Origin of the sequence: Paraburkholderia gardini (genome assembly GCF_907164575.1) — a bacterium.
In the GTDB taxonomy this organism is placed as follows: Bacteria; Pseudomonadota; Gammaproteobacteria; order Burkholderiales; family Burkholderiaceae; genus Paraburkholderia; species Paraburkholderia gardini.
In genome coordinates, this window is the sequence record NZ_CAJQYY010000011.1 from 78,429 (window position 1) to 101,663 (window position 23,235).

The window sequence follows — 23,235 nt, forward strand, 5'->3', positions numbered from 1 at the left end:
CAGTATGCAAGTCAGAATTATCCATAAGTACGACGTTGCTACCGACATCTGCGCGTTTGAACTGGCGAGACCGGACGGTTCCGCGTTACCTGCTTTTGCGGCGGGCGCGCACATCGACGTTCACGTGGGCGACGGACTCGTGCGCCAGTATTCGTTGTGCAACCGGCCCGGCGATCTTCGCAGGTACGTGATTGGTGTGCTGCGTGAGGTCCATTCGCGCGGCGGTTCGATCGCGATGCATGCGCTGGCCGAGGGCAGTCTGCTGGAAATCAGCGAGCCGAAGAATCACTTCCCGCTTGCGGAGGCGGCGACTCATTCGCTGTTGCTCGCGGGCGGCATCGGGGTGACGCCCATTCTCAGCATGGCCGGGCATCTCGCAGGTTCAGGGTCGTCCTTCGAGATGCACTACTGCACTCGCGATCCGGAGCGCGCCGCGTTCCGCGAGCGGCTCACCGAGGCGCGTTTTGCTGGTCGTGTTCATCTATACTTCGACAGCGCGCCCGCAGACGAACGCGTGAACCTGCGCGCGCTATTGGCCGCGCCTGAAGCGGGTAAGCATCTGTATGTGTGCGGGCCGGCCGGCTTTATCGGTGCAGTGCTGGATGCCGCTGTCGCAGCGGGTTGGGACGAGCGTAACCTGCATCGGGAGTACTTCGCCGCAGTTGCGCAACCAGAGGCTTCGGGCGCCGATTTCCGGGTTGAACTGGCCAGCAGCGGTCAGGTGATCGACGTCAAGGGCAGCCAGACCGTCATCGCAGCGCTGATGGCCGCCGGCGTCGACGTGCCGACCTCGTGCGAGCAAGGCGTCTGTGGCACCTGTCTGACGCGGGTGCTTTCGGGTGAGCCGGATCATCGGGACGTTTATCTCACGGACGACGAGCGGGCCGCTAACGATTGTTTCCTGCCGTGCTGTTCGCGTTCGAAATCACCCGTGCTGGTGCTGGACCTGTGACAGGCGCTTGCTGCCACGACGCGGCAAGCGCCGATTATTTCCGGAGTACAACGCGTGGAGCAAATCGATCCGACTCAACTCGATGCCAGTGCATCGAGTTCGGCGTCGCAAACGGTGAAGGCGCAGTTGGGTCTGCGCGAACTGATTCTGGCGGGCGAGCTGACCCCGGGGTCGCGCATCACCGAATTGTGGGTGGTGGACAGACTGGGCGTGTCGCGCACGCCCGTGCGGGCGGCGTTGATGCGCTTGCAGGACGAAGGTCTGCTCGATCCGTTGCCGTCGGGCGGCTATGCGGTGCGCTCGTTTACGGCATCCGAGATCTACGACGCGATCGAACTGCGCGGCACCCTTGAAGGCCTGGCCGCGCGGCTGGCGGCTGAGCGCGGGGTCGATGCGTCGTTGATGGCGTTGCTGCACGACTGCGTCGCGCGGATCGACGACGTCCTCGAGGACGCCGATCTGTCGGAGCAGAAGTTTTCGCAATACGTCGAACTCAATGAGCGTTTCCACCGTTTGCTGGCTTCGGCCTGCGGCAGCAGTGTGATCGAAAAACAGTTGTCCCGAGCGATGGCATTGCCGTTTGCGTCGCCGAGCGGGTTTGTCAAGGTGCAGGCGGTCGCGCCCGATGCACACAACGTCCTGATCGTCGCGCAGGCTCAACATCGCGCGGTGCTCGAAGCCATCGAACGCCGCGAGGGCGCGCGCGCCGAAGCACTGATGCGCGAGCACGCCCGGATCGCCCATCGCAATTTGCAGAACGCCTTGAAAAATCAGCAGGCACTCTCGCAGTTGTTCGGGGGCAACCTGATCCGGCAGTGGTTACGCTAAGGCCTGTTTGCATTTTAGAAATCCTGAAATTGCCAACGTCTAAAACAGAACATTCGGCCAATCTTGTTATATTCAGGATGTCTGTATAAAAAAAGGAAACAGAGGTTCCTGACACCATGTCTGGTCAGCAAAAATTTCTGCTTGGCGCAGTCAGACCGCCAAGTAGATGCGACATGTCGATGAGACGTTGCGCGACGAGATGTCGTACCTCGCCTTCACACTGCCATACGCCAAGCACTCCGAGTAACGATGCGCCGAGGACTTCCTTGCGCTGCTGCTCAAACACCTTGGGCCATATGATGACGTTCACATTGCCCGTCTCGTCTTCGATAGTGATGAAGATGACACCCTTCGCGGTCTCCGGCCGTTGACGCATGGTGACGATGCCACAGGCGCGGGCCAGCCGGCCGCTCCGGTAAGTCTGCAGCGTTGAGGTCGGCATCAGTTTGCTGGCAAGCAACTGAGGTCGCAGAAGTTCAAGAGGATGGCGTCCGAGTGTCAGTCCCATGGACCGATAATCGCCGGCGATGTCTTGAGCTTCGGAAGGTGCACCCAGCTCTGGTGTTTCGTCTTCAACCTTCGCGACCGACAGCATGTCTTTGTCAGGCACGGAGGCAACCGACTGCCATAGCGCTTCGCGTCGATTGCCGGCAAGAGATGACAGTGCGTTCGCCGCGGCAAGCACCTGCAGGTCGTGACGGTCCAGCTGAGCGCGTCGCGCGAGGTCATTCACTGTCGTGAACCGCCTCACGGCTCGCGCATTTTCAATGCGCTCCGCGGCGCCGTCCCGCATGCCCCGGAGCAACGACAAACCAAGCCTGACGGCGGGCTTTTCAGCACCGTCCACGTGCTCAAGCGACGAGTCCCAACCACTTGTCGTGACGTCGACCGGCAGTACCTGGACTCCATGTCGCGTCGCATCCTGCACCAGTTGCGACGGCGAATAGAAACCCATTGGCTGGCTATTCAGCATCGCCGCAAGAAAGGCTTCCGGTTCGTGGCGTTTCAGCCAGCTGCTTGTGTACACGAGCAGTGCGAAGCTGGCGGCATGGCTTTCCGGGAAACCGTACTCGCCGAAACCGAGAATCTGCTGAAAGATGCCATCCGCGAATGTTTTGTCGTACCCGCGCTCGAGCATGCCATTGACGATGCGGTCGTAGTATTTATCCAGGCCACCCTTGCGCTTCCAGGCTGCCATCGCCCTTCGCAACTGGTCCGCTTCTCCAGCAGTGAACCCTGCGGCAAGAATGGCCACCTGCATCACCTGTTCCTGGAAAATCGGAACGCCCAGCGTGCGGCCCAGGGCAGTCTCAAGCGCTTTGCTGGGGTAAGTCACCGGCTCGAATCCCTGGCGACGCTGCAGATACGGATGAACGGCGCCACCCTGAATCGGTCCCGGGCGAACGATGGCAACTTCGATAACCAGGTCATAGAACGTGCGGGGCTTCAGTCGTGGCAGCATGCTCATTTGCGCACGCGACTCGATTTGAAATACGCCAACGGTATCCGCATGCGAAATCATGTCGTAGGTTTGCGGGTCTTCTGCAGGTATGTCCTGCATCTCGAACCGTTCGCCTCGCTGGTCTGTTATCAGGTCAAGTGCGCGGCGGATTGCCGACAGCATCCCGAGTGCCAGTACGTCAATCTTCAGCAGGCCCAGTGATTCGAGGTCGTCCTTGTCCCACTCGATGACCGACCGGTCCACCATTGCAGCATTTTCAACCGGCACGAGGCGCGTAAGTTTGCCCCGGCTGATAACAAATCCACCGGAGTGCTGGGACAGATGCCTGGGAAAGCCAGGCAACTGCGACGCGAGAGACGCCCAGGCCTGAATCAGCGGAGTCTCCGCGTTCAGGCCGGACTCCGTAAAACGTTTGAGGAGGTCCTGTTTGCCATCAAACCATTGATGCCCCCTGGCCACGGCATCGACAATCTGCGGGTCGACGCCTAGTGCCTTGCCGGTCTCCCTCAAGGCGCCGCGGGATCGATACGTCGAAACGGCGGCAGCAATTGCCGCCCGGTCGCGACCGTATTTTTTGTAAATGTACTGGATTACCTCTTCGCGCCGTTGATGCTCGAAATCGACATCGATGTCCGGCGGTTCGCCACGCTCCTTTGAGATAAAGCGCTCGAAAAGCATATTGCCACGTGCAGGGTCAACTTCAGTAATACCGAGGCAATAGCAGATCGCAGAATTGGCGGCAGAGCCACGTCCCTGACACAGAATGTGTTGGCTTCGTGCAAACCGCACGATGTCATATACCGTCAGGAAATAGGGTTCATATTGCAGGTCCGCAATCAGCTCAAGTTCGTGTTCAATCTGCCCCTGAACGTTGTGTGGAATGCCTGAAGGAAAACGTCGCTGTGCACCGGTATACGTCTCCTGCCGCAGATAGGTCGCAGGCGTGAATCCGGGTGGCACCAGTTCGTCGGGGTACTCGTACCGAAGCTCGTCGAGTGAGAAAGTGCAATGTGCGAGGATGTTGGTCGTCTCGCCGAGCGCGTACTCCGGATAGAGGTTTGCGAGTCGCAGCCGGGAACGCAGATGCTGCTCGGCGTTGGGTGCCAGGTCATATCCGCATTCGTGCACCGGCCTGCCCACACGGATAGCCGTCAACGTATCCTGCAACGGCTTGCGCGAGCGCACATGCATCACCACCTGGCCGAGCGCGACGACGGGTATGCGATGCCTGTTGGCAACGTATTCAACGGCACCGCGATGGATGTCATCCATCGCCCGTTGATGAAGCACGAGCCCACACCACGCACGCCCTGGAAATGTCTGGTCGAACCACTCAAGCTGTGCATCCAGAACATCCTCTTTCGTGGGAAAGTCGGGCACCAGTATCGCGAGGCAATCGGGCATGCCGCGCAGATGGCTGTTTTCCCGGTCGGGCCGCGACAGGTCCTGCGGCCTCAGCCGATACTGGCCTTTCGGCGCGCGTGTGCGGGCAAGCGTGATCAGCTCTGAGAGGTTCCCGTATCCCTCGCGGTTCTGGGCGAGGAGGATGAGACCGAACGCCGTTGAACCGTCGGCATTGACGAGCCGGAAGTACGAACCGATGACGAGCGGAAGCTTCGCTTCCTTGGCCGCAACGTGCGCCCGTACGATACCCGCAAGCGAGCATTCGTCCGTTATCGCCAGACCCGAGTAGCCGAGTTGCGCTGCGCGCCCGACCAGTTCCTCTGCATGCGAAGCGCCATGCAGGAATGAAAAATTCGAAAAGCAGAACAGCTCGGCGTACGCCGGCAGTGTGGAAAAGGTGGAATCCATGGCCTGTCATCCGAAGAGGCCGTGGAGAAACCACCGCTGGTCTTCTTCCGCGTCGCGACTGCTGACGCGCTCGCGGTATATCCAGAAGCAGGTCTGGTCTTCAGTCTGTGCGACGAAATAGTCGCGCGTCATCAACTCGCCATCGAACCATCCAGCCTCAATGCGCTCACCCGGCGACACCATCCGCAGCGGTGAACCATAAAACGGTCGGTGCTTGCGCATGAGCAGACGTACCGGCTTCTCAAGCAGCCATGTTGGTCGTGGAAGTCCCTCTGGAAGCATGGTGCTTTTCGACGTGTTGCCGACTGGTACCCATCGATTCGCGATTTCCGGCCGGTAGTCTGCCGTTGGCGAAGGTTTGAGCACGTTGTCTTCGCCAAGCCTTGCGACCAGCAGTTCGACGAGGCGGGCATGCTCCTCCGCGGAGCCACCGGGTTCTGGAAAGAGCGTGCTGGACACCGGTACCGCCGGTTGCACGTCCAACGCATCAAGTCGCAGTGCGATGACCGGCGCGGTCAGTTCAACACGGGCAAGCCGTTCCTTGATGAGCCGGACAAGATGGTCCTCTCGCCATGTGGGCTCACCCAGCGCAATCTCGATGGGCGTAGGGTCTATCGCCTGCCTGCCGCGTTCATGTTCGAGCAAAAGCGTCGCGCCTGTGAGTGCCAGATGCTTCGCGCAAAGCCAGCCACAAAGCTGCACAACAAGGCGATGAGCGCCGAAAAGTGCTGCTTCCGCATGCTCGATGCGGTCGGGCATTTCAATGCGCGCAGAGAACGTTGGAGGCAATTCAAGCCAGTCAAACAGCTCTGGCGTCGTGCCGAAAGCACGGTCGAGTGAATCAAGCAGGTGCTCGCCGCAACGGCGCTGCAGCCCCGCGCGCGGCAGCCGTCGGACATCTGCTATGGTCTCGCAGCCAAGCCCGGTAAACCAGTCGGTGAACGGTCGCACTTCCGGCACCGACAGCAGCGGCAACGCGGACAGTTGCCGTTCAAGCGAGTCAATCTTGAGTACGCGCCGACTCCGGTGCCTTGCCAGCAGCCATGCGCCTTGCCCTGTGGGCGCGGCACTTATCCGCGCGGTCAGTCCAATGGCTTCGAGTATCGCTTTCGCCTGCCGGCATACAGCAAGTAGTCCACCAAAAAGCCGAAGGCTTGCGCCGACGTCGACCACGACGACAGCCTCTTCGAGCACCGCGACATCGGGCGAGAACTGCATGAGCGCCACTGCCACTTCGCGCTGCGCGACATGTTCACGGCCGGGGTCGCGCTCGTACATTTCTACCTCTGGCGCGAGCGTCAACACACCGCCGCGCTGCATGCCAACCCGCACGCCCGCAGACCTGGCTACCCCGTCTGCGGCGAGCACCTTGTCCCTGTCCAGGACCACGCAGCCGTGTGCGGGCTCAGGCCGCCACTTCGGCTGGAAGACCTCGAGTTGCAACCGGGGCAAGTGGACGGCGAGAAATACGCGCATGGTGGGAAAACAGGACAGGTGTTGGTTGAAGTGGGACGGACAGAGGTTCTGCGCGTGCTGGACCTCGTCGCTTCGTAATGTCGACGGTCAGACCGTCGCGTTCTGGCCGGAGGACCAGTCTTAAAACCGCGGGAGAGGCGTCCTGTGCTGCCGCCAGCGGGCGGACCATGAAGAACAACGTTTCCGAAGACTGTGCTGCGAGATGCAGTCGCCGCAGCGACGAGGTCTGAACGTATTGCGCCCAGAACAGCAGTGCGCCGCAACTGCCTGCGCGCAGAATCTGCTCTGCTGCCCACAATGCGTCCGCTGTCTTCGAGGCCCGAATCTGCATCAGTTGCCCTGGCGAGAGCCCGATGTACTCAAGGCCAGGTCCGTTGGGAATGTGCGGCGGCTGCACCATCGCAACCGGTCGCTTGCCCAGTTCTCTGAGCGCAGGGCGCAGCAGCCGCATCTCACCCACGCCGGCCTGCTGGACCAGCAGATCGACGAGCGCGCCGACGGGCCAGCCACCGCCAGGCAATTCTGCCGACAGCGCCGCATATCCAGTCTCGACCGTACGGCCGCGGCCACGCGCAAGCTGCGACGCCCGCCAGAGCGATGGATGTATTGCTTCCGGAATGGGGGACGGGACAGTCACTGGATTTCGAAAATACCTGTATGGATGTACAGTATCCTACACGGATTTCCGTAGCGGTGAACAGACACTTTTTGGGGTGAAACTTCATGGACAGGCGCGTTCGCAAGCCGGTCGGCCAGGCGTACAGCAACGACTTGAACGCGGCTGCAACGGGTTTCCTGCTTACCGAATCGCGACGGCTGCTATCTTTCGAGCCGGTGCATCTCGATACTTCGCATGACACTTGGGTCAGACGATGCAGTTCGAGAGACGTTACCTTGTCATCGCGGTTCCGGTAGATCACCCACAGGATTTCCGTTTCACCCGGCGAGTCAGTGTCAAACAGATGCTCACGCCAGAAATCCGATGCAGGGCTGATGTACGACGGCGTGTCGCTGTCGGCGCGAACGGGCTTGCCGAGCATCCAGCCATACGGCTCACAACGGATCGCATCGAGCGGTTCAACCGGAATGGAGAGGGTGGTCAGCATGTCGGAATACTCGTGTTGATGATGGGAGCGTTCAGGCGCGCGAAATTGTTTCGTCCGTGGGTGGGAACTGCGCGAAATCGGGGCCATGTTTCAGGCTGAATTCGAGCACCACGTTCAGTGCAAGTCGTGTGATCGACTCGGAAAGCAGGCTATCGGGCGTGCGCCGAAACGCGGCGACGAGCGGCAACGCGGGCACCCGATGCGTCACTTGCAGCAGTTGCAGTTGACCGGCTTCGAGCTCGCGCATGACAAATGCGGGAGGCAGCACGGCAATGCCGAACCCGTCCACCACGAGCCGGATGATGGCTGCCACCGACGACAGACAGTTGATCTGCACCTGCACGTCGCCGCTAGCGGCGAACAATCCCGTCAGAAACTCGTGTGGCGGCGAATGACGCGCGAAACTGATAACCGGGTAGGCAGCCAGTTCTGCCTCCGTCAATGCCTGAGCTGACAGATTGAGCGCCGGGCTCGCCATCCAGCGCATCGGCAGACTGCCTGGCGGCACATTTGCCATGTCCGAGCCGCTGACGCCCGTCGTCTGAAATGAAACGTCGATGTGGCCGCTTACAAGTTGCGTCGCAAGACTGGACGAGGTATCGCTGGTCAGTTCGATCACGAGATTCGGATAGTCCTCCCTGATGCGCTTGAGAAGATCCGGCACGCAATACGACGGTGTGATTGGAAGAATCGCATTCGCTTCGCACGGCGATCTGAAAGACGCGGCAATCACGATTTACCAGTTCAAGGACAAGAAGAAGATGGTCGTTGATGTCATCCGGATGTAGAGACGGGCATAAGCAGGTATTCGGCACCAGACAACCAGCAGCGATATAGCGCCCAAGTGGATCTTCACATTTGCCGTCAGGATTTATGCAACAACACCGAAACGCCCCATCAGTGCGGGACGGATCGTGTGATCAGGTTAGACGTGTCCGTACTTTGCCAGCCGAAACCGGGCGAGGGACGCACCCTGGTTTCGGGATCAAGAAAGTCAGCAGTCGGTCCGGTGGACATGAAGATCGAAACGCAAGCCCCCAGACGACGGCTCATGCATAGCGTGCGAGAAACATGTCCGCAGCCGACTCAGCGACCTTCCTTTGCTCCCGTTCGCCGAGCGGTGCCTGGCCCATCGTCACCTGCGGCCAGAACGCAAAAGCCTTCACCAGTGCCTGCAACTGCAGTGCCGCGAAGAGCGGATCGTCGATCTTCAGACGGCCGTCTGCGACGGCCGCCCGGACCCACACGGTCAGGTCTTCCTCGCGCTCGCCGAGACGGGCGACCATGTCCCGCGCCCGCTCCGGCGAATGGATTCCAGCCGCGATCGCCACACGCGCAAGCGACAGAAAGGACTCGTCGTTCAGCAGCCGGAGCTTGCGGCCCAGAAGGTCGAGCAACTGCGCGCGCAACGGTTTGTCGGCGCGGTAGGTGAGCGCATGGCCCCGCTGGCTCGCGTCCCACAGTTGATGGAGAATCGCGGCGAAAAGGGCTTCCTTGCCTGGGAAATGGTTATAGACCGTACGTTTCGAGACGTGCGCGCGGGCGGCGATACGGTCCATGCTGGTCGCGTCGTAGCCGGCCGCGAGGAATTCCTCGATCGCGGCGTCGACGATAGCAACACGCTTGCGGTCAGTCAGACGTTGATGGGTGGCACCTGGATCCATGGCTGAATTTTACACCAGGCAGTTTACTTTTCTCAAAAATAAACTACACTGCCAGGTGTACATTTCCATCTGGATGGCCTACCTCATGACGTCGCTTCCCGCATTTGTCAGCCGCGCGCTCGGCTTTAGAGCCGCACAACGCAGCCGCGCGTTGTCCAGCACCTCGCCGCAGCATGATGGCGAACGCTTTCACAACGTCAAGCCACGTCCTGCCGAAAGTTTGCGCAAGACGCTCGGCATTGTGTGGAACATATTGCTCAACAAGCCGCGCGGCACCGCGCCGACAGACGCGTTGCCCATCGATGCGCTGACGCGTGCGCAGCTCGATGCGGCGCCCGACCGCAGCCTCTACCGGCTCGGTCATTCGACGATGCTGCTGAAGCTGCGCGGCCAGTTCTGGCTGACCGATCCCGTGTTCGCCGAGCGTGCCTCACCGTTTCGCCATTTCGGTCCGAAGCGCTTTCATGCGCCGCCAGTTGCGCTGGCCGATTTGCCGCCGCTGCGAGGCGTGATCCTGTCGCACGACCACTATGACCACCTGGACCGCGAAACCGTGCTCGCGCTTGCGCAGAGCACCGGCGTGTTTCTGACACCGCTCGGCGTCGGCGACCGGCTGATCGAATGGGGCATCGACGCTTCGAAGGTGCGGCAGTTCGACTGGTGGCAAGGCACCGAGGTGGACGGCGTGCAGTTCACCGCTACGCCCGCGCAGCATTTTTCCGGCCGTAGTCTGTTCGACGGCAACAGTACGTTATGGGCGTCGTGGGTGATCGTCGACAATGATCTGCGCGTGTTCTTCAGCGGCGACACCGGCTACTTCGACGGCTTCCGGGCGATCGGCGAGCGCCTTGGGCCATTCGACGTCACGCTGGTCGAGACGGGCGCGTACGACGCGCAGTGGCCATACGTTCACATGCAGCCAGAAGAGACCGTGCAGGCGCACATCGATCTGCGCGGTCGCTGGCTCGTGCCGATTCACAATGGCACCTTCGATCTCGCGATGCACCGCTGGCAGGAGCCGTTCGAAAGGGTAACGGGGCTGGCCCTCGCGCGCGGTGTCGCGCTGTCGACGCCCCGCATGGGCGAGCGGCTGGATCTGGGCGCGCCGCATCGCGGTGAACGCTGGTGGCGCCACACCGTCGAGACCATCGCCGCGCCGAAGGCCGCATGGCGTTTGTGCGCCTCGCGTAATGCCACAGACGCGAAGTCTTCGTGATTCCTTGTGAGCATGCCTGCCTGAGGCAACGCCTGGTGCATTGTCAGTCTGGGGGCACTGGAGTACGTTGCGGGCATCACTGTCGGCGTCGCCCGGTTATCGTCGCGCGACTGCGGCAAACGGCAGCCAGATCAACCTGTCCGGGGTTCGTCGTCCCTCTTTGCACAGCACCACGACGCGCACGCGGTTATGGTCTTCCAGCCTTGAACGGCAGGGCGCCGGATGGACGGCATCCTGCCAGCGAGGTTCGCCGCATATGTTGAAAGTGCGTTATTGACAGATACGAAGGGCGCTTGAAGGAAGTCGCCGTGCAACTTCTGCAAAGTCATGTGCGGCAGGACGACGCCAGGATAGCCTCAGGCGCTCGTGCTCTCGCCTTGAACCGACCGGACCCGTTGACCGGCAGCCAATGATGTACCGACAACGCAATCCCGGCCTAAGGCTTTCGCTGCATATAACGCGGCATCGGCGCGTGCCATCATGTCTGCGAATGTGTCGCCCTCACGATACTCGTCGACACCGGCGCTGAACGTGCACGGTACGGCGCCAGATGAGATCGTCCAACGTGATGAAGCGACCTGGGCACGGAACCGGTCCATCAGGCGAATGGTGTCGGCTTGCCCGGTAGATGGACACAATATGGCAAATTCTTCGCCCCCCAGGCGTGCAAAGATATCGCCGCTTCGCAAGCCGCCCGATACCGTCGAAGCAAAATGCGCAAGCGTCCGGTCGCCGACCGCGTGCCCATGTTCGTCGTTGATGGCCTTGAACTTGTCGAGGTCCAGGATTGCGATGGACAACGGCAACCGGGAACGTTTCGCGTCACTCAGCAATGCCTCTGCGCGAACAAGGAAAGCACGGCGTACCAGCGCGCCAGTCAGTCCATCGACGTTTGCAAGCCGCTCCATACGCTCTGCCATGCGGTCGTGAGCGAGCATGACGACGCCTGCCGAGAGCGCCGGCAGCGTCAATATGCCGAGGCCGAGAAACGCAATGTTCATCGGCGTGGGCGCAAGAAAGCTGGTTTGATGCTCCCACCCCAGCATGCAGACGAGACTGCGCGACAGATGGATAGCCGCTCCGAGAAATGCCACAACGGACATAAAGTAGTAGCCGTACTTCGGCCTGTCCGGCGGGCGCAACTTATATGTAATCCAGCCGATGACAATGCGAATGTATGCGAGAAACGCCGACATCAGCGCAGCGCGGGCATTGACGTTGGGCGACACATATTGCCAATAGACTATCGCGAGCATCAGGGCGCCGTACGCGACATACTCGAACGAATGTGATGGGCGCAGTCCAAAGAACTGCCGGCAGCCTTGCAGCATCAGAAGCGCCGCAGCCGCGAGCAACGCGCTCCCGATGAGGATGACCATACGCGCCGGCATGGGGGCTTGCAGAGCAAGAAGGCCGAGCGCGACAGCCAGCAGGGCGTTTGCGCCAATCCAGCGCGGCAATCCCGGTATGTCAGCGCGTAATAGCGAACTGAAAACCGCCATGCTCACCGCGCAGGACATAATCGCGACAACGAGAAAGCTGACGGGACTGAGCATATCGGGTGGTGGGCGCGTATTGTAAGGCGCAAGAACAGGGCTTTGATGGCATCAGACGGCGCTGTCATGTGCCAGCGTTCCTGCGCGGAACTTCCTTCTGAACTCCGCACAACACGGGTTCTCGTATGCGTTAACGGCAGGCAGCGGACATTCTTTAGCCCTGGATGTCATGCCAGGCGACCATGAAACCGGCATGGCGTGATCGCTGGCCCGACAGCAGACGCGTGATGCACGCCGCCGCGCCCGGCGCGTCAGATGTAATCGCCAGCGCGATTCCCTTGCTACCCGTCGTCCGACGATGGCGGCGAGGAAGATACCCGTACCTGTCACAAACGGACCGTCCCGCACGTCTGGTAGATATGCAACGCGCGAAGGGCGCAAGCACAATCAGAGGATGAAAATCATGACGGCAGCACGCATCAACTTCTTTCAACTCGCTCCGGCTAACCTGAAGGCGATGATCAATCTTTCGGGCTCTACCAAGCAAAGCTCGCTTGGCCCGAGGATCGTGGAAATGGTGAATTTGCGGGTCTCGCAGGTCAACGGCTGCGGCGTCTGCATCGACATGCACTGGCGAGATCTGATCAAACAGGGCGCCGATCCGCGCCACCTTAACGCGATTGCCGGCTGGCGCGAGGCGCCGTTCTTCGATGCCCGCGAGCGCGCGGCGCTGGGTTGGGCCGAAGCCGTCAACGCGTTGCCTCATCAGGACACCACGGACGACGCTTATCGCGAGTTGCGCGAGCATTTCAACGAGACCCAGATCGCGGAACTGTCGTACACCATCGCCGCGATACGTGGCTGGAACGCGATCAACCTGAGCCTGCGCAACCAGATTCCGGAGAATCCGGCGCCGGGATTCTGATCGGAAGCCAGCCTGAAGTTCGCGCGCGGCGCTGTCACATCGACAACGCCGCGGCCTGAAATCAGGCTTCCAGTTGCTCCAGCACTTTCCCCTTGGTCTCGATCCCGAGGAAATGCACGGCGATCGCCGCGAGGAACGGCACGGCAGCGAGAATATAGAACGCGACATCGAGGTTGCCGCCGATCATCGTCTTCGACACGATGGCCGGCGCGAAAATCGCCGCGATCTTCAGCCATGCACCGCCCACGCCGCAGCCGAACGCGCGGATGCTGGTCGGATACAGCTCAGGCGTATAGACATAAGCGGTGATAAAGCCGCAAGCCAGAAAACCCAGCGAGAGTGCGCAGAACGTCGCGACCACATACACCGACGAAGCATGGAACACGCCTGCCAGCGCGAGTGAAAGCGCGCACAGCAGGAACGACACATTGATGATCGGCTTGCGCCCCACCTTGTCGACCAGCAGCGCGCAGGTCAATGAGCCGAGCACGCCGAGCACCGAGGCCGCCACGGCGAGGTTCAACGCGAGCTGCAACGGCGCGTGATAGACATTGCGATAGATCGTCGGCAGCCAGGTCGACAGACCGTACTGAATGAAGCCGCACGTGATCCACAGCATCGCGACCGCCATCGTGCGCTTCAGATACGCGGGACCAAACAGGTCCTTCATGCGGCGCTTCGGATGGCGACTGGCGAGCGCCTCGAATTCGGCGGCGTGTGTCACGGGCTCGAGCGGCCCCTTCGTGGCGCGTTCGAATGCGCGCACAGCGGTATCGGCTTCGGCCATCCGTTCGCGTTCGGCGAGCCAGCGCGGCGATTCCGGCACGAGCCTGCGCAGCACGAAGAACAGGATCAGCGGCATACCGCCGATGAAATACATGGCTTCCCAGCCGAAACGCGGCACGATCCACGCGCCCAGTGCGTTCGACGCGAGCAGCCCGATCGGAAACACGATTTCGTACAGCAGGACGAAGCGCCCGCGCCCGTGGGCCCGGCTGATCTCATTGATGTAGGTCGCGGCGACGGGTAGTTCGCCGCCAAGCCCGAAGCCCTGAATCACGCGTAGCGCGACAAACATGGCGAACGTCGGCGCAAAACCGCACGCGATGCTCGTCACGCCGATGATCCCCGAACTCCACGCGATCGCGCGAACGCGTCCGTTCCGCTCGGCAAGCCACGGGAACAGGAACGCGCCGAACAGCTGGCCGACAGAACCCGATGCAATCAGAAAGCCGATTTCCCAGGGCGTCAAATGCCATTTCTGGATCAGGATCGGCAGCGTCGCGGCGATCGCGATGACGTCGAAGCCGTCGAAAAACGTGGCGAGGCCGATCAGGATACGCGCGCGCACCTGCATCGCGTTGCCCGGCAGCCGTTCGAGCCGCGCGATGATCGAGCCGCGGGTGACGGGACCGGAGACACCGGCGCCGCCTCGATATTCAATGGTGTTGTCGATGGTTCTCATGCCTGGTGTCCTGTCCATAACTGGAATTAGGCGAGCGCCTTGCCGGCGTCGGTCAGCGTCGCGAGATCGACCGCACGCCCCTGGTTCATCCATTTCCGCGCGATCTTCAGATCACGCGGCGTGTTGATCGCGATCGCGCCGCGCAGGTTGCCGTCCTGCAGATAGAACAGCGTCGCGCTTTTCTGCTGCACGCTGCCGCGCACGGCGAGTTCCGCATCCATCGGGATGTCGCCGAGAATCTGCAGGTTCACGTCGTACTGGTCCGACCAGAACCACGGGATGTCGGCGTAGGCTTCCTTGACACCGAGCACTGCTTTCGCGGCGGCGATCGCCTGGTTCTGCGCATTCGCCCACGATTCCAGCCGCACGCGGCGTTTGAGCCACGCATTCGGATGATTGGCGACGTCGCCGCACGCGAAGATGCGCGGGTCGGCCGTGGCGCCAAATTCATCGACGACGATGCCGTCGGCAACCGGCAATCCCGCCGCTTCGGCAATCGCCGTGTGCGGCGCGAGACCGATGCCGGCGACGGCGAAATCCGCGTCGAGCGTCGAACCATCGGCGAGTGTGGCGCGCACGCGGTTCGCGTCGTCGGGGTGATCGTCGAGCGAAACCAGAGCCGCGCTCAACCGCACATCGACGCCATTCGCGCGATGCAGTTCAAGCAGGAAATCCGATACGGCAGGCGGCAATGAACGGACGCACAGGCGCGGCGCGCCTTCCACCACCGCGGCTTCGACGCCGAGCTTGCGCGCGGTCGCGGCCACCTCGAGTCCGATCCAGCCGCCGCCGATCACCAGCACGCGCTGGCTTTGGCGCAACCGTTCGCCGAGCGCGACAGCTTCATCGAGCGTGCGCAGATACGTGATGTGCGAGGTCTTGACGAGCGCATCGGGCAGGCGGCGCGCTGCACCGCCGGTCGCGATCACGAGCCGGTCATACGTGATCTCGCGGCTCGAACGCGTACGTACCACGCGTGCTTCACGATCGATCGACGTCGCGCAATCCGGCTGCCACGTCTCGACGTTCAGCGCGGCAAAATCGTCGGGCTTCACGATGCGCACGGTGTCGATATCGGCTTCACCGGCGAGCACGGCTTTCGACAGCGGCGGGCGCTCGTACGGCGGATGGATCTCGTCGGCGATCATCACGAGGCGGCCTTCGAAGCCTTCCTTGCGCAACGTCTTCACGATCCAGCCAGCGGCCTGGCCGCCGCCGATCACGACGATCGTTTGCGGTGCGTCGCCGGTTTCCTGGGTTGCATCGAGGGTCATTTTTTCTGCTCCGTCATGAACTTGCCTTGCGGCGCGTCCGCGTTTTTCTGGCGGCGCGTGTTGCCGTCGATGCCGCCGTCGATGGCCCATTCGGCGAACACGGTCGGGCCGGGTTCGAAATCGCGCGGCTGCCATTCGGGCGTCAGCATGTCTTCGTCGGCGTAGTACTCGATCAGGCCGCCGGCCGGATTCCTGAAGTACCAGAAGTACGCGGACGACACCGGATGACGTCCCGGCCCGAGCTGCGTGTCCCAGCCGCAACGGCTGATGTGCATGCCGCCGCCGAACACTTCATGGATATCGCGCACGGTGAACGCGACGTGATTCAGGCCGCGTTGTCCGTTCGGCAGTGCGAGCAGGAAAATGTCGTGGTGGCCGCCGTGCGGCGCGCAGCGCATGAACGCGCCACGACCTGGATAGCGATCCGACATTTCGAAGCCGAGCAGTTCCTGGTAGAACTTCTCCTGCTCCGCAAGGCAGTTCGTGAAGAACACGACGTGTCCGACTTCGACCGGTTCCGCGCGTTCGTACACCGGCGACGGCTGATCGACGCGCAGCGTCTGGCCCCACACGTTCGACGGCGAACCGTGCACGTCGATGGCGCGCCTGCGCGTGACTTCGACGCGGATCGCCATGCCGGCCGGGTCGAAGCAGCCGACGGCGTCGTCCGTTTCGAAGTGGCCCGGCCGGCCCGCGAAGCGGCCGCGCAGTGCGTCGAGTTCGGCACGCGTTGCGACGCCCCACGTCACTTCACGCAGCGTCGGACCTGCTTCGAACGCGGCGGGCAGCGACGGGTCGTTCGCGTCGACAACAAGAACCGTGCAGCCGTTCAGCGTTTCGAAGCGCGCACGGGTTTCGTCGTGCGCGGCTTCCTTCAGACCCCAGTCGGTGAAAAACTGCCGGCAGGTGGCGAGATCCGTCACGCCGTAAGTAATCTGTTCGATGCCGAGAATGCTCATTGCTTACCTCTTCAGTGTGCCGCGTTCAGTTTGCCCACGGCAGCGGCGCGTCGTTCAAGCCCCAGTACAGGCTCTTTTGCTGCATGTATTCGCGGATGCCGAGCCTGCCTTTCTCGCGACCCATGCCGCTGTCTTTCCAGCCGCTGAACGGCGTCGAAATCGAAAACAGCTTGTATGTGTTGATCCATACGGTGCCGGCTTCGAGCGCGCGCGCCACGCGCCACGCGCGCTTGTAGTCGCGAGTCCAGATGCCGGCGGCAAGGCCGAACACGCTGTCGTTCGCTTGCCGGATCAACGCTGCTTCGTCGTCGAACGGCATCGCGACGAGTACCGGTCCGAAGATCTCTTCCTGGCAGATGCGCGCGCTGTTCGGCAGCCCTTCGAGAATCGTCGGTTGATAGAAGAAGCCTTTTTCGCGACCTTCTCCGACCGGACGCTCGCCGCCGCACAGCAGGCGACCGCCTTCTTCCAGGCCGAGCGCGACATAGCGTTCCACCGATTCCCGATGCTTCGCGCTGATGAGCGGTCCCATCTGCGTTTCCGTGCTCGACGGATCGCCGACCCGCAACCTGCGTGCGCCTTCGGCGAGCCGCTTCATGAATTCGGCGTACACCGGACGCTGCACGAAGAGCCGCGAGCCCGCGATGCACGCTTCGCCCGACGAGCTGAAGATGCCGTACAGCACGCCGTTGACCGCATGATCGAGGTCGGCATCGTCGAAGACGATGGTCGGCGACTTGCCGCCCAGTTCGAGCGAAACAGGCATCAGCTTGTCCGCCGCGATGCGCGCGATGCCGCGGCCCACGTCCGTGCCGCCGGTGAACGACACCTTCCTGACGAGCGGATGGCGCACCAGCACATCGCCGATCACCGAGCCCTTGCCCGGCAGCACGCTCAACACGCCTTTGGGCACGCCGGCTTCCTCGCAGATGCGCGCGAGCGCCAGCGATACCAGCGGCGTCACTTCGGCGGGCTTCAGCACGACCGCATTGCCCGCGGCGAGGGCAGGGGCGAGCTTCTGCGCGTCGGACGCGATCGGCGAATTCCACGGTGTGATCGCCGCGATGACGCCGATCGGCTCATGCACGCTCATCGTCATGTAATCGCCGCGCGACGGTGTGAGTTCGTCGTCGAGCGTTTCGAGGCACGCCGCGAAATAGCGGAACGTGGCCGCCGCGCTCGCTACCAGCACGCGCGTTTCGGCAATGGGCTTGCCGTTGTCGCGGCGTTGCAGTTGCGCGAGCGCTTCGTGGCGCTGCGTGATCAGATCGGCGATGCGATACAGGATCAGTGCACGTTGATGTGGCTTGAGCCCGGCCCAGTCCGGCTTGCGCCATGCGATGTCGGCGGCTTCGACGGCTTCCTTCGCGTCTTCCGCGCTGGCCGTTGAAATTTCCATGTTCACCGACTGGTCCGCCGGGTAAATGCTCGCGAAGGTCGCCGCACGGCCGCGTCGCCATTCGCCGCCGATGAAGATGTCGCCAGAGGGAATGAGGCGGGTGTCGAAAGGAGTCATGTCGGAAGTCCGTCTTTACAGAAGCTCGGGTACTTAAATCACGCAACGCGCGGCGCGGTTGCGCAACGCGCGGATCGCGCTGTAGGCGGTGAGCGCCGAAGTCTTGGGGTTGTCGGGCAACGGCTTGCCGCACATTTCCAGCGACATCTCGCCGAACGCGCCGCGCGCGACGATGCGATGCACGTTGCGCGTCACCGCCGGATCGGCGATCAGGCGCACGGTGGTCTGATCGAGGCCGAGGCCCGCGAGCGCGATCGTCGCCGCGACGTTCGCGTTCTTCGGATAGAGCCGCGCTGCTTCGCGCGCGCTGCCTTCGAAGATCACGCGTTCTTCACTGAGCGTGCCCAGATCGCACAGCGCTTCGGCGGGTGTGCCGAGCCAGCCGCCCGGCGGCTTGCGGCCCGTGTACAGCACTTCGTCGAGGCCGCCGAGCTTCGCCGCCGCGAGCGCATCGATGCCGCCGATCGCACCCGACAGCAGCGTCATCGTCGCATCGCCCTGATCGGCCGCGGCCGACAGCAGTTCGAGCAGCATGACGTCGGACAGCGCGCCGATCGAGGCCACCGCGCAGTCGGTGCCGGCCTTCAGCAGCGGCACGACATGGTCGACGAGCGCTTCGTGACCGGCGCATTCGAGCGCGAAGTGCGGACGGCTCGACAGCGCAGCGACTGACGAGACCACGTCGACCGACGCGCCCACCGCGTCGCGCACCGACGCCGCGTAACGCTCGGGCACGATCACATGCGAGACGTGAACCAGCGGATCGGCGGCGACCGCGCGATACACCGTCTGGCCGATCGCGCCGAAGCCGATCATCGCGACGTCGATGGGCGCATGGAATCCGTCACGCATGTTCCGGCTCCTCTTTCTTGACGGGCGGCCCGGCAAACGCGGTCGCGAAACTGCCGACGGCCTGCATGTCCACTTCGACGAGCACAGGACCGACCTTCGCGAGACCTTCGCGGATGATGTCGTCGGCCTGATCCAGCGACGACAGGCGATAGTGCGTGAGACCGAGGCTCGCGCAGAACTGCGAGAAATCCGGCTGATGCAGGTCGACGTAGTAGCGGCGACCGCCGTACTGCGCGTCCTGGATGTTGCGGATCACGCCATAGCACTGGTCGTTCATCAGCACGATCATCACGTTGGCGTTTTCCTGCACGGCCGTCGCGAGCTCGCCGACGTTGACCATCAAACCGCCGTCGCCGACGAGACATACCGTCTTCGATGCGGATCCGGCGAGCGCCGCGCCGATCGCCATCTGCATGCCCTGGCCGATGCCGCCGCCCAGCGCATGGACGCCCGCGCGCGGCGTGAAGATTTTCAGCATGCGGTTGCCCCACGTGCTGTTCGAAATCGTCACGTCGCGGACCCAGTTGTAGTCGCGCCCCACGAAGCGTTGCAGCGATTCGACGAGCTTGCGGTACGGCCCGAGACCCTTCGCCGTTTCCGCGACTGCGGTCTCGCGTGCGGCGGCCAGATCGATGGCGAACGTGGGGTCGATCTTCAGCTTGCCTTCGAGGCGCGTGGCGAGTGCGTCGAGTACCGCAGCGGCGTCGCCGTGGATGAAGAGTTCGTTGCGATAGCCGCGGTTGTCGGCCAGCGCGTCGGCGTCGATGCGGTACAGCGGCTGCGGCAGCGCCAGCTTGTACTTCAGCGTCTCGTTGCCGCGCAGGCGCGAGCCGACCACGACCAGCGCGTCACACGTCTTGTAGAAACTTTCGACGGCGGGATGCACGTTATACGCGCCGAGCGTCGCCGGATGATCTTCCGGCAGCACGCCGCGACCCTGCACGCTCGTCACCACGCCAAAGCCGAGCGCGACGAGACGCTCTACGGCGGCGCGGGCGTGACGCGTGCCGCCGCCGAGCCACAGCAGCGGACGCTTTGCGCTCGCGAGCGCTTCGGCGAGCTTCTCGACGCGCGCTTCGTCGTGCGTGAGCGTCGTGATGTGTGGGCCGGCCAGATCCGTCGGCCATTCGATTTCGGCCGCCTGGATGTCGATCGGAATTTCGACGCTGACCGGGCCGCTCGGCGCCGTCTGCGCGACGCGCACCGCTTCGCGGATGGTCGGCAGCGCGGTGTCGGCGGAGCGCACACGGAACGCCGCCTTCGAGATCGATGACAGCATGGCCAGCTGGTCCGGCGCTTCGTGGATATAGGCGAGGTCCTGATCGAGGTATTCGGTTTCGATCTGGCCGGTGATGTGCAGGAGCGCGGTGCCGGCGGTCAGCGCTTCGACCATGGCGCCGGCGGCGTTGCCCGCTGCCGTCCCGGTGCTGGTGAACGCGACGCCGAGGCCGCCCGACACGCGGGCGAGGCCGTCGGCCATGTTCACCGAGCCCGCTTCGCCGCGCGCGCCGACGTAGCGGATATTGCCGCGCCGGCCGATTGCGTCGAGGATCGGCATGTTGTGAATCGAGATCACGCCGAACGCCGTACGCACGCCGCATTGTTCGAGAAAGGCGGCAATCAGCTCGCCGACGGTGGTGGTGTTAGACATGTCGTGCATTGCCTCCAGAAACATCGATATGACTGCCGGTCGTGTAGGACGACAGGTTCGTGGCCAGATAAAAGAGTGCCTGCGCCGCTTCCTCGGGACGTCCGAAGCGGCCAAGCGGAATGTTTTTCTTGCGCGCGAGCTCGCCGGTCCAGTCTTCCCAGCTTTGGCCCGGCTGCGCCTGCGTGTCGAAACGGCGGCGCCATTGCCCGGACTCGACGATGCCGATCAGGATCGAGTTCACGCGGATGCGTTGCGGCGCGAGTTCAACGGCGAGCGAGCGGATCAGGTTCTGCACGCCGGCACGCGCCGACGAGGTCGCGACCATGTGCGGCTCCGGCTGCAACGCGAGCAGCGAATTCACGCAGACGATCGACGCATTGCCTGCACCGGCCGCATCGCGCAGCATCGGCAGGAACGCACGCGTCGGGCGGATGATGCTGAAGTACTTCAGGTCGAGCTCCTCGCGCCACGCTTCATCGGTGGTGTCGGCGAAGGTCGATACGCGGCCCTGGCCTGCGTTGTTGACCAGCATGTCCGTGCGGCCGAACCGCGTTTGCACCTGCAGCGCGAACGCGTCGACGTCGACGGCGTCCAGCACGTCGCAGCGTGCCGCGAGCAGCGGTGCCTGTGGATAGCGTTCGCGCAGCGCGGCTTCGGCATGGGCGAGACGTTCGCTGTCGCGCCCGCAGATCGCGACCGACGCGCCCGCTTTCAGGAAGAGTTCGGCAGTCGCGAGGCCGATGCCGGACGAACCGCCCGTCACCACCGCGACCTGACCGGTCAAATCGATTTGAATCATCAGATCCCCAATGCCCTCATGTACTGGCTTCGTGCGGGCGGCCGGTAGTTGAGCCGCTCGGAGAGGTCGTCCGCCGCGTGGCGGACCTTGTCGATGAGGCCGCTATAGAGCAGTGCTGCGTCGATCTCGTGACGCGGAATCGTCGTCGTGATCACCGCGACGATGCGGCCGGTGTCGTTGCGCACCGGCGCGGACACCACGGAAATGCCACGCTCGAACGACGATTCGCTGATCGCGAAACCGCGATTCGCATCGTCGCGGATGCGTTCGTAGAGCGCTTCGACGGTTTCTGGCGTTTGCGGCGTATAGCGTTCGAGTCGCGGCTCGGGATACAGCGCGCGCAGATCGTCGAGCGTGAGGTCGCCCATCAGGACCTGGCCGTGCGTCGTCGCATGCGCCGGCAGACGCGTGCCGACGTTCACGCTCACCGAGCTGAAAATCGGCGCGTGGCTTTGCGCCTTCGCGACGAACACGACATCGCGCCCGTCGCGAATCACGATGTGGCTCGTGAGACCGGTCGCGCTGCGCAGCGCTTCGATGACCGGCAGGCCGAGGTCGGTCAGTTCGAGCGAGCTCAGATATTCGAAGCCGAGGCGCAGCACGGCCACGCCCAGGCGATAGTTACGGTCGCGATCGGCGCGTTCGAGGAAGCCGAGCGATTCGAGTGTCTGCAACAGACGGAATACCGTGGTGCGCGGAATGCCGAGCCGCTTCGACAGTTCGGGCGCTCCGAGCACCGGCTCGCGCGGTGAAAATTCAGCGAGGATCCGCAGGCCGCGTTCGAGACCCGGCACGCGATAGTTCATATCGCCGCGGTCTTCGTCTGTTGCGCGGCCCGGATCGGACATGTCGGGGGTCATTCAAAAGCTCCGGTTGCCAGCAGATGCATCGCTCGCGCGGCAGAACGTGTCGAGGATCGTGTTGTATGCCGCGGGTGCTTCGATATAGCCGGCGTGTCCGGCGCGCGGCACGGTCTGGAACGGCGCCCGCGCGATCCGCGCGAGGCGCGCGCATGCGGTGGGCAGCGTGATGCTGTCTTGCGCACCTGCAACAACCGCCACGCGTCCGGTGAATGCGGCGAGATCGGCGGCAAGATCGGCATTGGCGAGCAGATGCGTCGCCTGCGCGTAGCCGTGCGGCACGATGCGCGACATGTTCCAGCGCACCCAGTCGCGCGCGGTTTCATCGGCGTGCGGGGAGAGCATGTTCGCGCTGCGCGTTTCGGCGAGTCCGGCCGGACCGAGGTCGGCGAGCATCGCGAGACGCGCATCGCGCTTCGAGGCTCGCACTTCGGGAGCCGCCGTGCCGTATCCACCAGCCGGAGAAACCAGCAGCAGACCGGCGACGCGCGCCGGATTCGCAGCGGCAAATGCACCCGCGACGATGGCGCCGAGCGAATGCCCGACCAGCACGCAGCGCGCGATGCCGAGCGCGTCGAGCCATGCCTTCAATACGTTCGCGTAGTCCGAAGCGAACGGCGAGCCGGCCGCAACCGGCGTGGACTCGCCATAGCCTGGCGCATCCCACGCGAGCACGCGACGTGTCGTCCCCAGCGCTTCGAACTGCTGCACCCATGACGCCGCACCCGAACCGATGCCATGCAGCAGCACGAGCGGCAACGCTACACCGCGTGCATCGCCGGCTTCGCGATAACTCACGACGTGCTGTTGCGCGACGGCGACCTGCTGCGCGGGAAAGCGCGCGAGGCGCGTTTCGAGCGGCAAGACAGCGTGAGCGTTGGGGGCAGTGGCGTGTGACATGGTTTCGATCGCGAACAGGAGG

20 protein-coding genes are annotated in these 23,235 nt (G+C 63.1%); 5 read left to right on the top strand and 15 right to left on the bottom strand.

The features are described 5' to 3' along the window. The first annotated feature begins 4 nt into the window (after positions 1-4). Both LPA34_RS11220 and LPA34_RS11225 read left to right on the top strand, forming a co-directional pair. Positions 5-952, top strand: a complete 948-nt coding sequence (locus LPA34_RS11220) for a PDR/VanB family oxidoreductase (RefSeq protein WP_228978024.1) — start codon at positions 5-7, stop codon at positions 950-952. 54 nt (positions 953-1,006) lie between these two features. After that, positions 1,007-1,780 (top strand): GntR family transcriptional regulator, encoded by a 774-nt coding sequence (locus tag LPA34_RS11225; RefSeq protein WP_228978025.1) that lies wholly within the window; start codon positions 1,007-1,009, stop codon positions 1,778-1,780. Positions 1,781-1,904: 124 nt separating this feature from the next. On the opposite strand, the gene LPA34_RS11230 is transcribed toward LPA34_RS11225, so the two are convergent. From LPA34_RS11230 to LPA34_RS11245, 4 genes are all read right to left on the bottom strand, one after another. Beyond that, entirely contained in the window at positions 1,905-5,054 is a 3,150-nt protein-coding gene (locus LPA34_RS11230) for an error-prone DNA polymerase (protein WP_228978026.1), read from the bottom strand. Between the two features lie 6 nt (positions 5,055-5,060). Then, the gene (locus LPA34_RS11235) at positions 5,061-6,530 is read right to left on the bottom strand and encodes a Y-family DNA polymerase (RefSeq protein ID WP_228978027.1); all 1,470 of its coding nucleotides are present in this window, start codon (positions 6,528-6,530) and stop codon (positions 5,061-5,063) included. Further along, a complete protein-coding gene (gene imuA, locus LPA34_RS11240; protein WP_228978028.1) occupies positions 6,460-7,167 on the bottom strand; it encodes a translesion DNA synthesis-associated protein ImuA in 708 nt (235 codons plus the stop codon). The genes LPA34_RS11235 and imuA overlap by 71 nt, the downstream gene beginning before the upstream one ends. A 500-nt stretch (positions 7,168-7,667) precedes the next feature. Beyond that, positions 7,668-8,300 carry a substrate-binding domain-containing protein gene (locus tag LPA34_RS11245; protein ID WP_228978031.1) on the bottom strand — a complete coding sequence of 211 codons (633 nt, stop codon included), beginning with the start codon at positions 8,298-8,300 and terminating at the stop codon, positions 7,668-7,670. On the opposite strand from LPA34_RS11245, the gene LPA34_RS11250 reads away from it, so the two are divergent. Next, on the top strand, positions 8,278-8,424 hold the full coding sequence (locus tag LPA34_RS11250) for a hypothetical protein (protein WP_411178938.1): 147 nt from the start codon (positions 8,278-8,280) through the stop codon (positions 8,422-8,424). The genes LPA34_RS11245 and LPA34_RS11250 overlap by 23 nt on opposite strands. 261 nt (positions 8,425-8,685) lie before the next feature. Here LPA34_RS11250 and LPA34_RS11255 read toward each other — a convergent pair whose 3' ends face one another. After that, positions 8,686-9,300: a TetR/AcrR family transcriptional regulator gene (locus LPA34_RS11255; protein ID WP_228978032.1), complete on the bottom strand. Its 615-nt coding sequence runs from the start codon at positions 9,298-9,300 to the stop codon at positions 8,686-8,688. A gap of 85 nt (positions 9,301-9,385) precedes the next feature. Between LPA34_RS11255 and LPA34_RS11260 the strand changes: the two genes are divergently transcribed. Next, on the top strand, positions 9,386-10,516 hold the full coding sequence (locus LPA34_RS11260) for an MBL fold metallo-hydrolase (RefSeq protein ID WP_228978033.1): 1,131 nt from the start codon (positions 9,386-9,388) through the stop codon (positions 10,514-10,516). A 356-nt stretch (positions 10,517-10,872) separates the two neighbouring features. Here LPA34_RS11260 and LPA34_RS11265 read toward each other — a convergent pair whose 3' ends face one another. Beyond that, on the bottom strand, positions 10,873-12,072 hold the full coding sequence (locus LPA34_RS11265) for a GGDEF domain-containing protein (protein WP_228978035.1): 1,200 nt from the start codon (positions 12,070-12,072) through the stop codon (positions 10,873-10,875). Between the two features lie 403 nt (positions 12,073-12,475). Here LPA34_RS11265 and LPA34_RS11270 point away from each other — a divergent pair, with 403 nt between their 5' ends. Next, entirely contained in the window at positions 12,476-12,937 is a 462-nt protein-coding gene (locus LPA34_RS11270; protein WP_228978037.1) for a carboxymuconolactone decarboxylase family protein, read from the top strand. Positions 12,938-12,998: 61 nt separating this feature from the next. Here LPA34_RS11270 and LPA34_RS11275 read toward each other — a convergent pair whose 3' ends face one another. Genes LPA34_RS11275 through LPA34_RS11315 form a run of 9 tightly spaced genes read right to left on the bottom strand, consistent with a single transcriptional unit; the run spans position 12,999 to position 23,213 of the window. Next, positions 12,999-14,402 carry an MFS transporter gene (locus tag LPA34_RS11275; RefSeq protein WP_228978039.1) on the bottom strand — a complete coding sequence of 468 codons (1,404 nt, stop codon included), beginning with the start codon at positions 14,400-14,402 and terminating at the stop codon, positions 12,999-13,001. A gap of 26 nt (positions 14,403-14,428) precedes the next feature. Then, entirely contained in the window at positions 14,429-15,676 is a 1,248-nt protein-coding gene (locus LPA34_RS11280; protein ID WP_228978041.1) for an NAD(P)/FAD-dependent oxidoreductase, read from the bottom strand. Next, positions 15,673-16,635, bottom strand: a complete 963-nt coding sequence (locus tag LPA34_RS11285) for a VOC family protein (RefSeq protein ID WP_228978045.1) — start codon at positions 16,633-16,635, stop codon at positions 15,673-15,675. Before LPA34_RS11285 ends, LPA34_RS11280 begins: the two co-directional genes overlap by 4 nt. Positions 16,636-16,660: 25 nt before the next feature. Further along, positions 16,661-18,151: an aldehyde dehydrogenase gene (locus LPA34_RS11290; RefSeq protein ID WP_228978047.1), complete on the bottom strand. Its 1,491-nt coding sequence runs from the start codon at positions 18,149-18,151 to the stop codon at positions 16,661-16,663. 33 nt (positions 18,152-18,184) lie between these two features. After that, on the bottom strand, positions 18,185-19,003 hold the full coding sequence (locus LPA34_RS11295) for an aspartate dehydrogenase (RefSeq protein ID WP_228978049.1): 819 nt from the start codon (positions 19,001-19,003) through the stop codon (positions 18,185-18,187). Beyond that, on the bottom strand, positions 18,996-20,654 hold the full coding sequence (locus LPA34_RS11300) for a thiamine pyrophosphate-binding protein (RefSeq protein ID WP_228978051.1): 1,659 nt from the start codon (positions 20,652-20,654) through the stop codon (positions 18,996-18,998). The genes LPA34_RS11295 and LPA34_RS11300 overlap by 8 nt, the downstream gene beginning before the upstream one ends. Continuing rightward, positions 20,647-21,453, bottom strand: a complete 807-nt coding sequence (locus LPA34_RS11305; protein ID WP_228978053.1) for an SDR family oxidoreductase — start codon at positions 21,451-21,453, stop codon at positions 20,647-20,649. Before LPA34_RS11305 ends, LPA34_RS11300 begins: the two co-directional genes overlap by 8 nt. Continuing rightward, a complete protein-coding gene (locus tag LPA34_RS11310) occupies positions 21,453-22,301 on the bottom strand; it encodes an IclR family transcriptional regulator (protein WP_411178936.1) in 849 nt (282 codons plus the stop codon). Before LPA34_RS11310 ends, LPA34_RS11305 begins: the two co-directional genes overlap by 1 nt. Positions 22,302-22,313: 12 nt before the next feature. Further along, positions 22,314-23,213, bottom strand: a complete 900-nt coding sequence (locus LPA34_RS11315; protein WP_228978064.1) for an alpha/beta fold hydrolase — start codon at positions 23,211-23,213, stop codon at positions 22,314-22,316. Positions 23,214-23,235 lie beyond the last annotated feature (22 nt).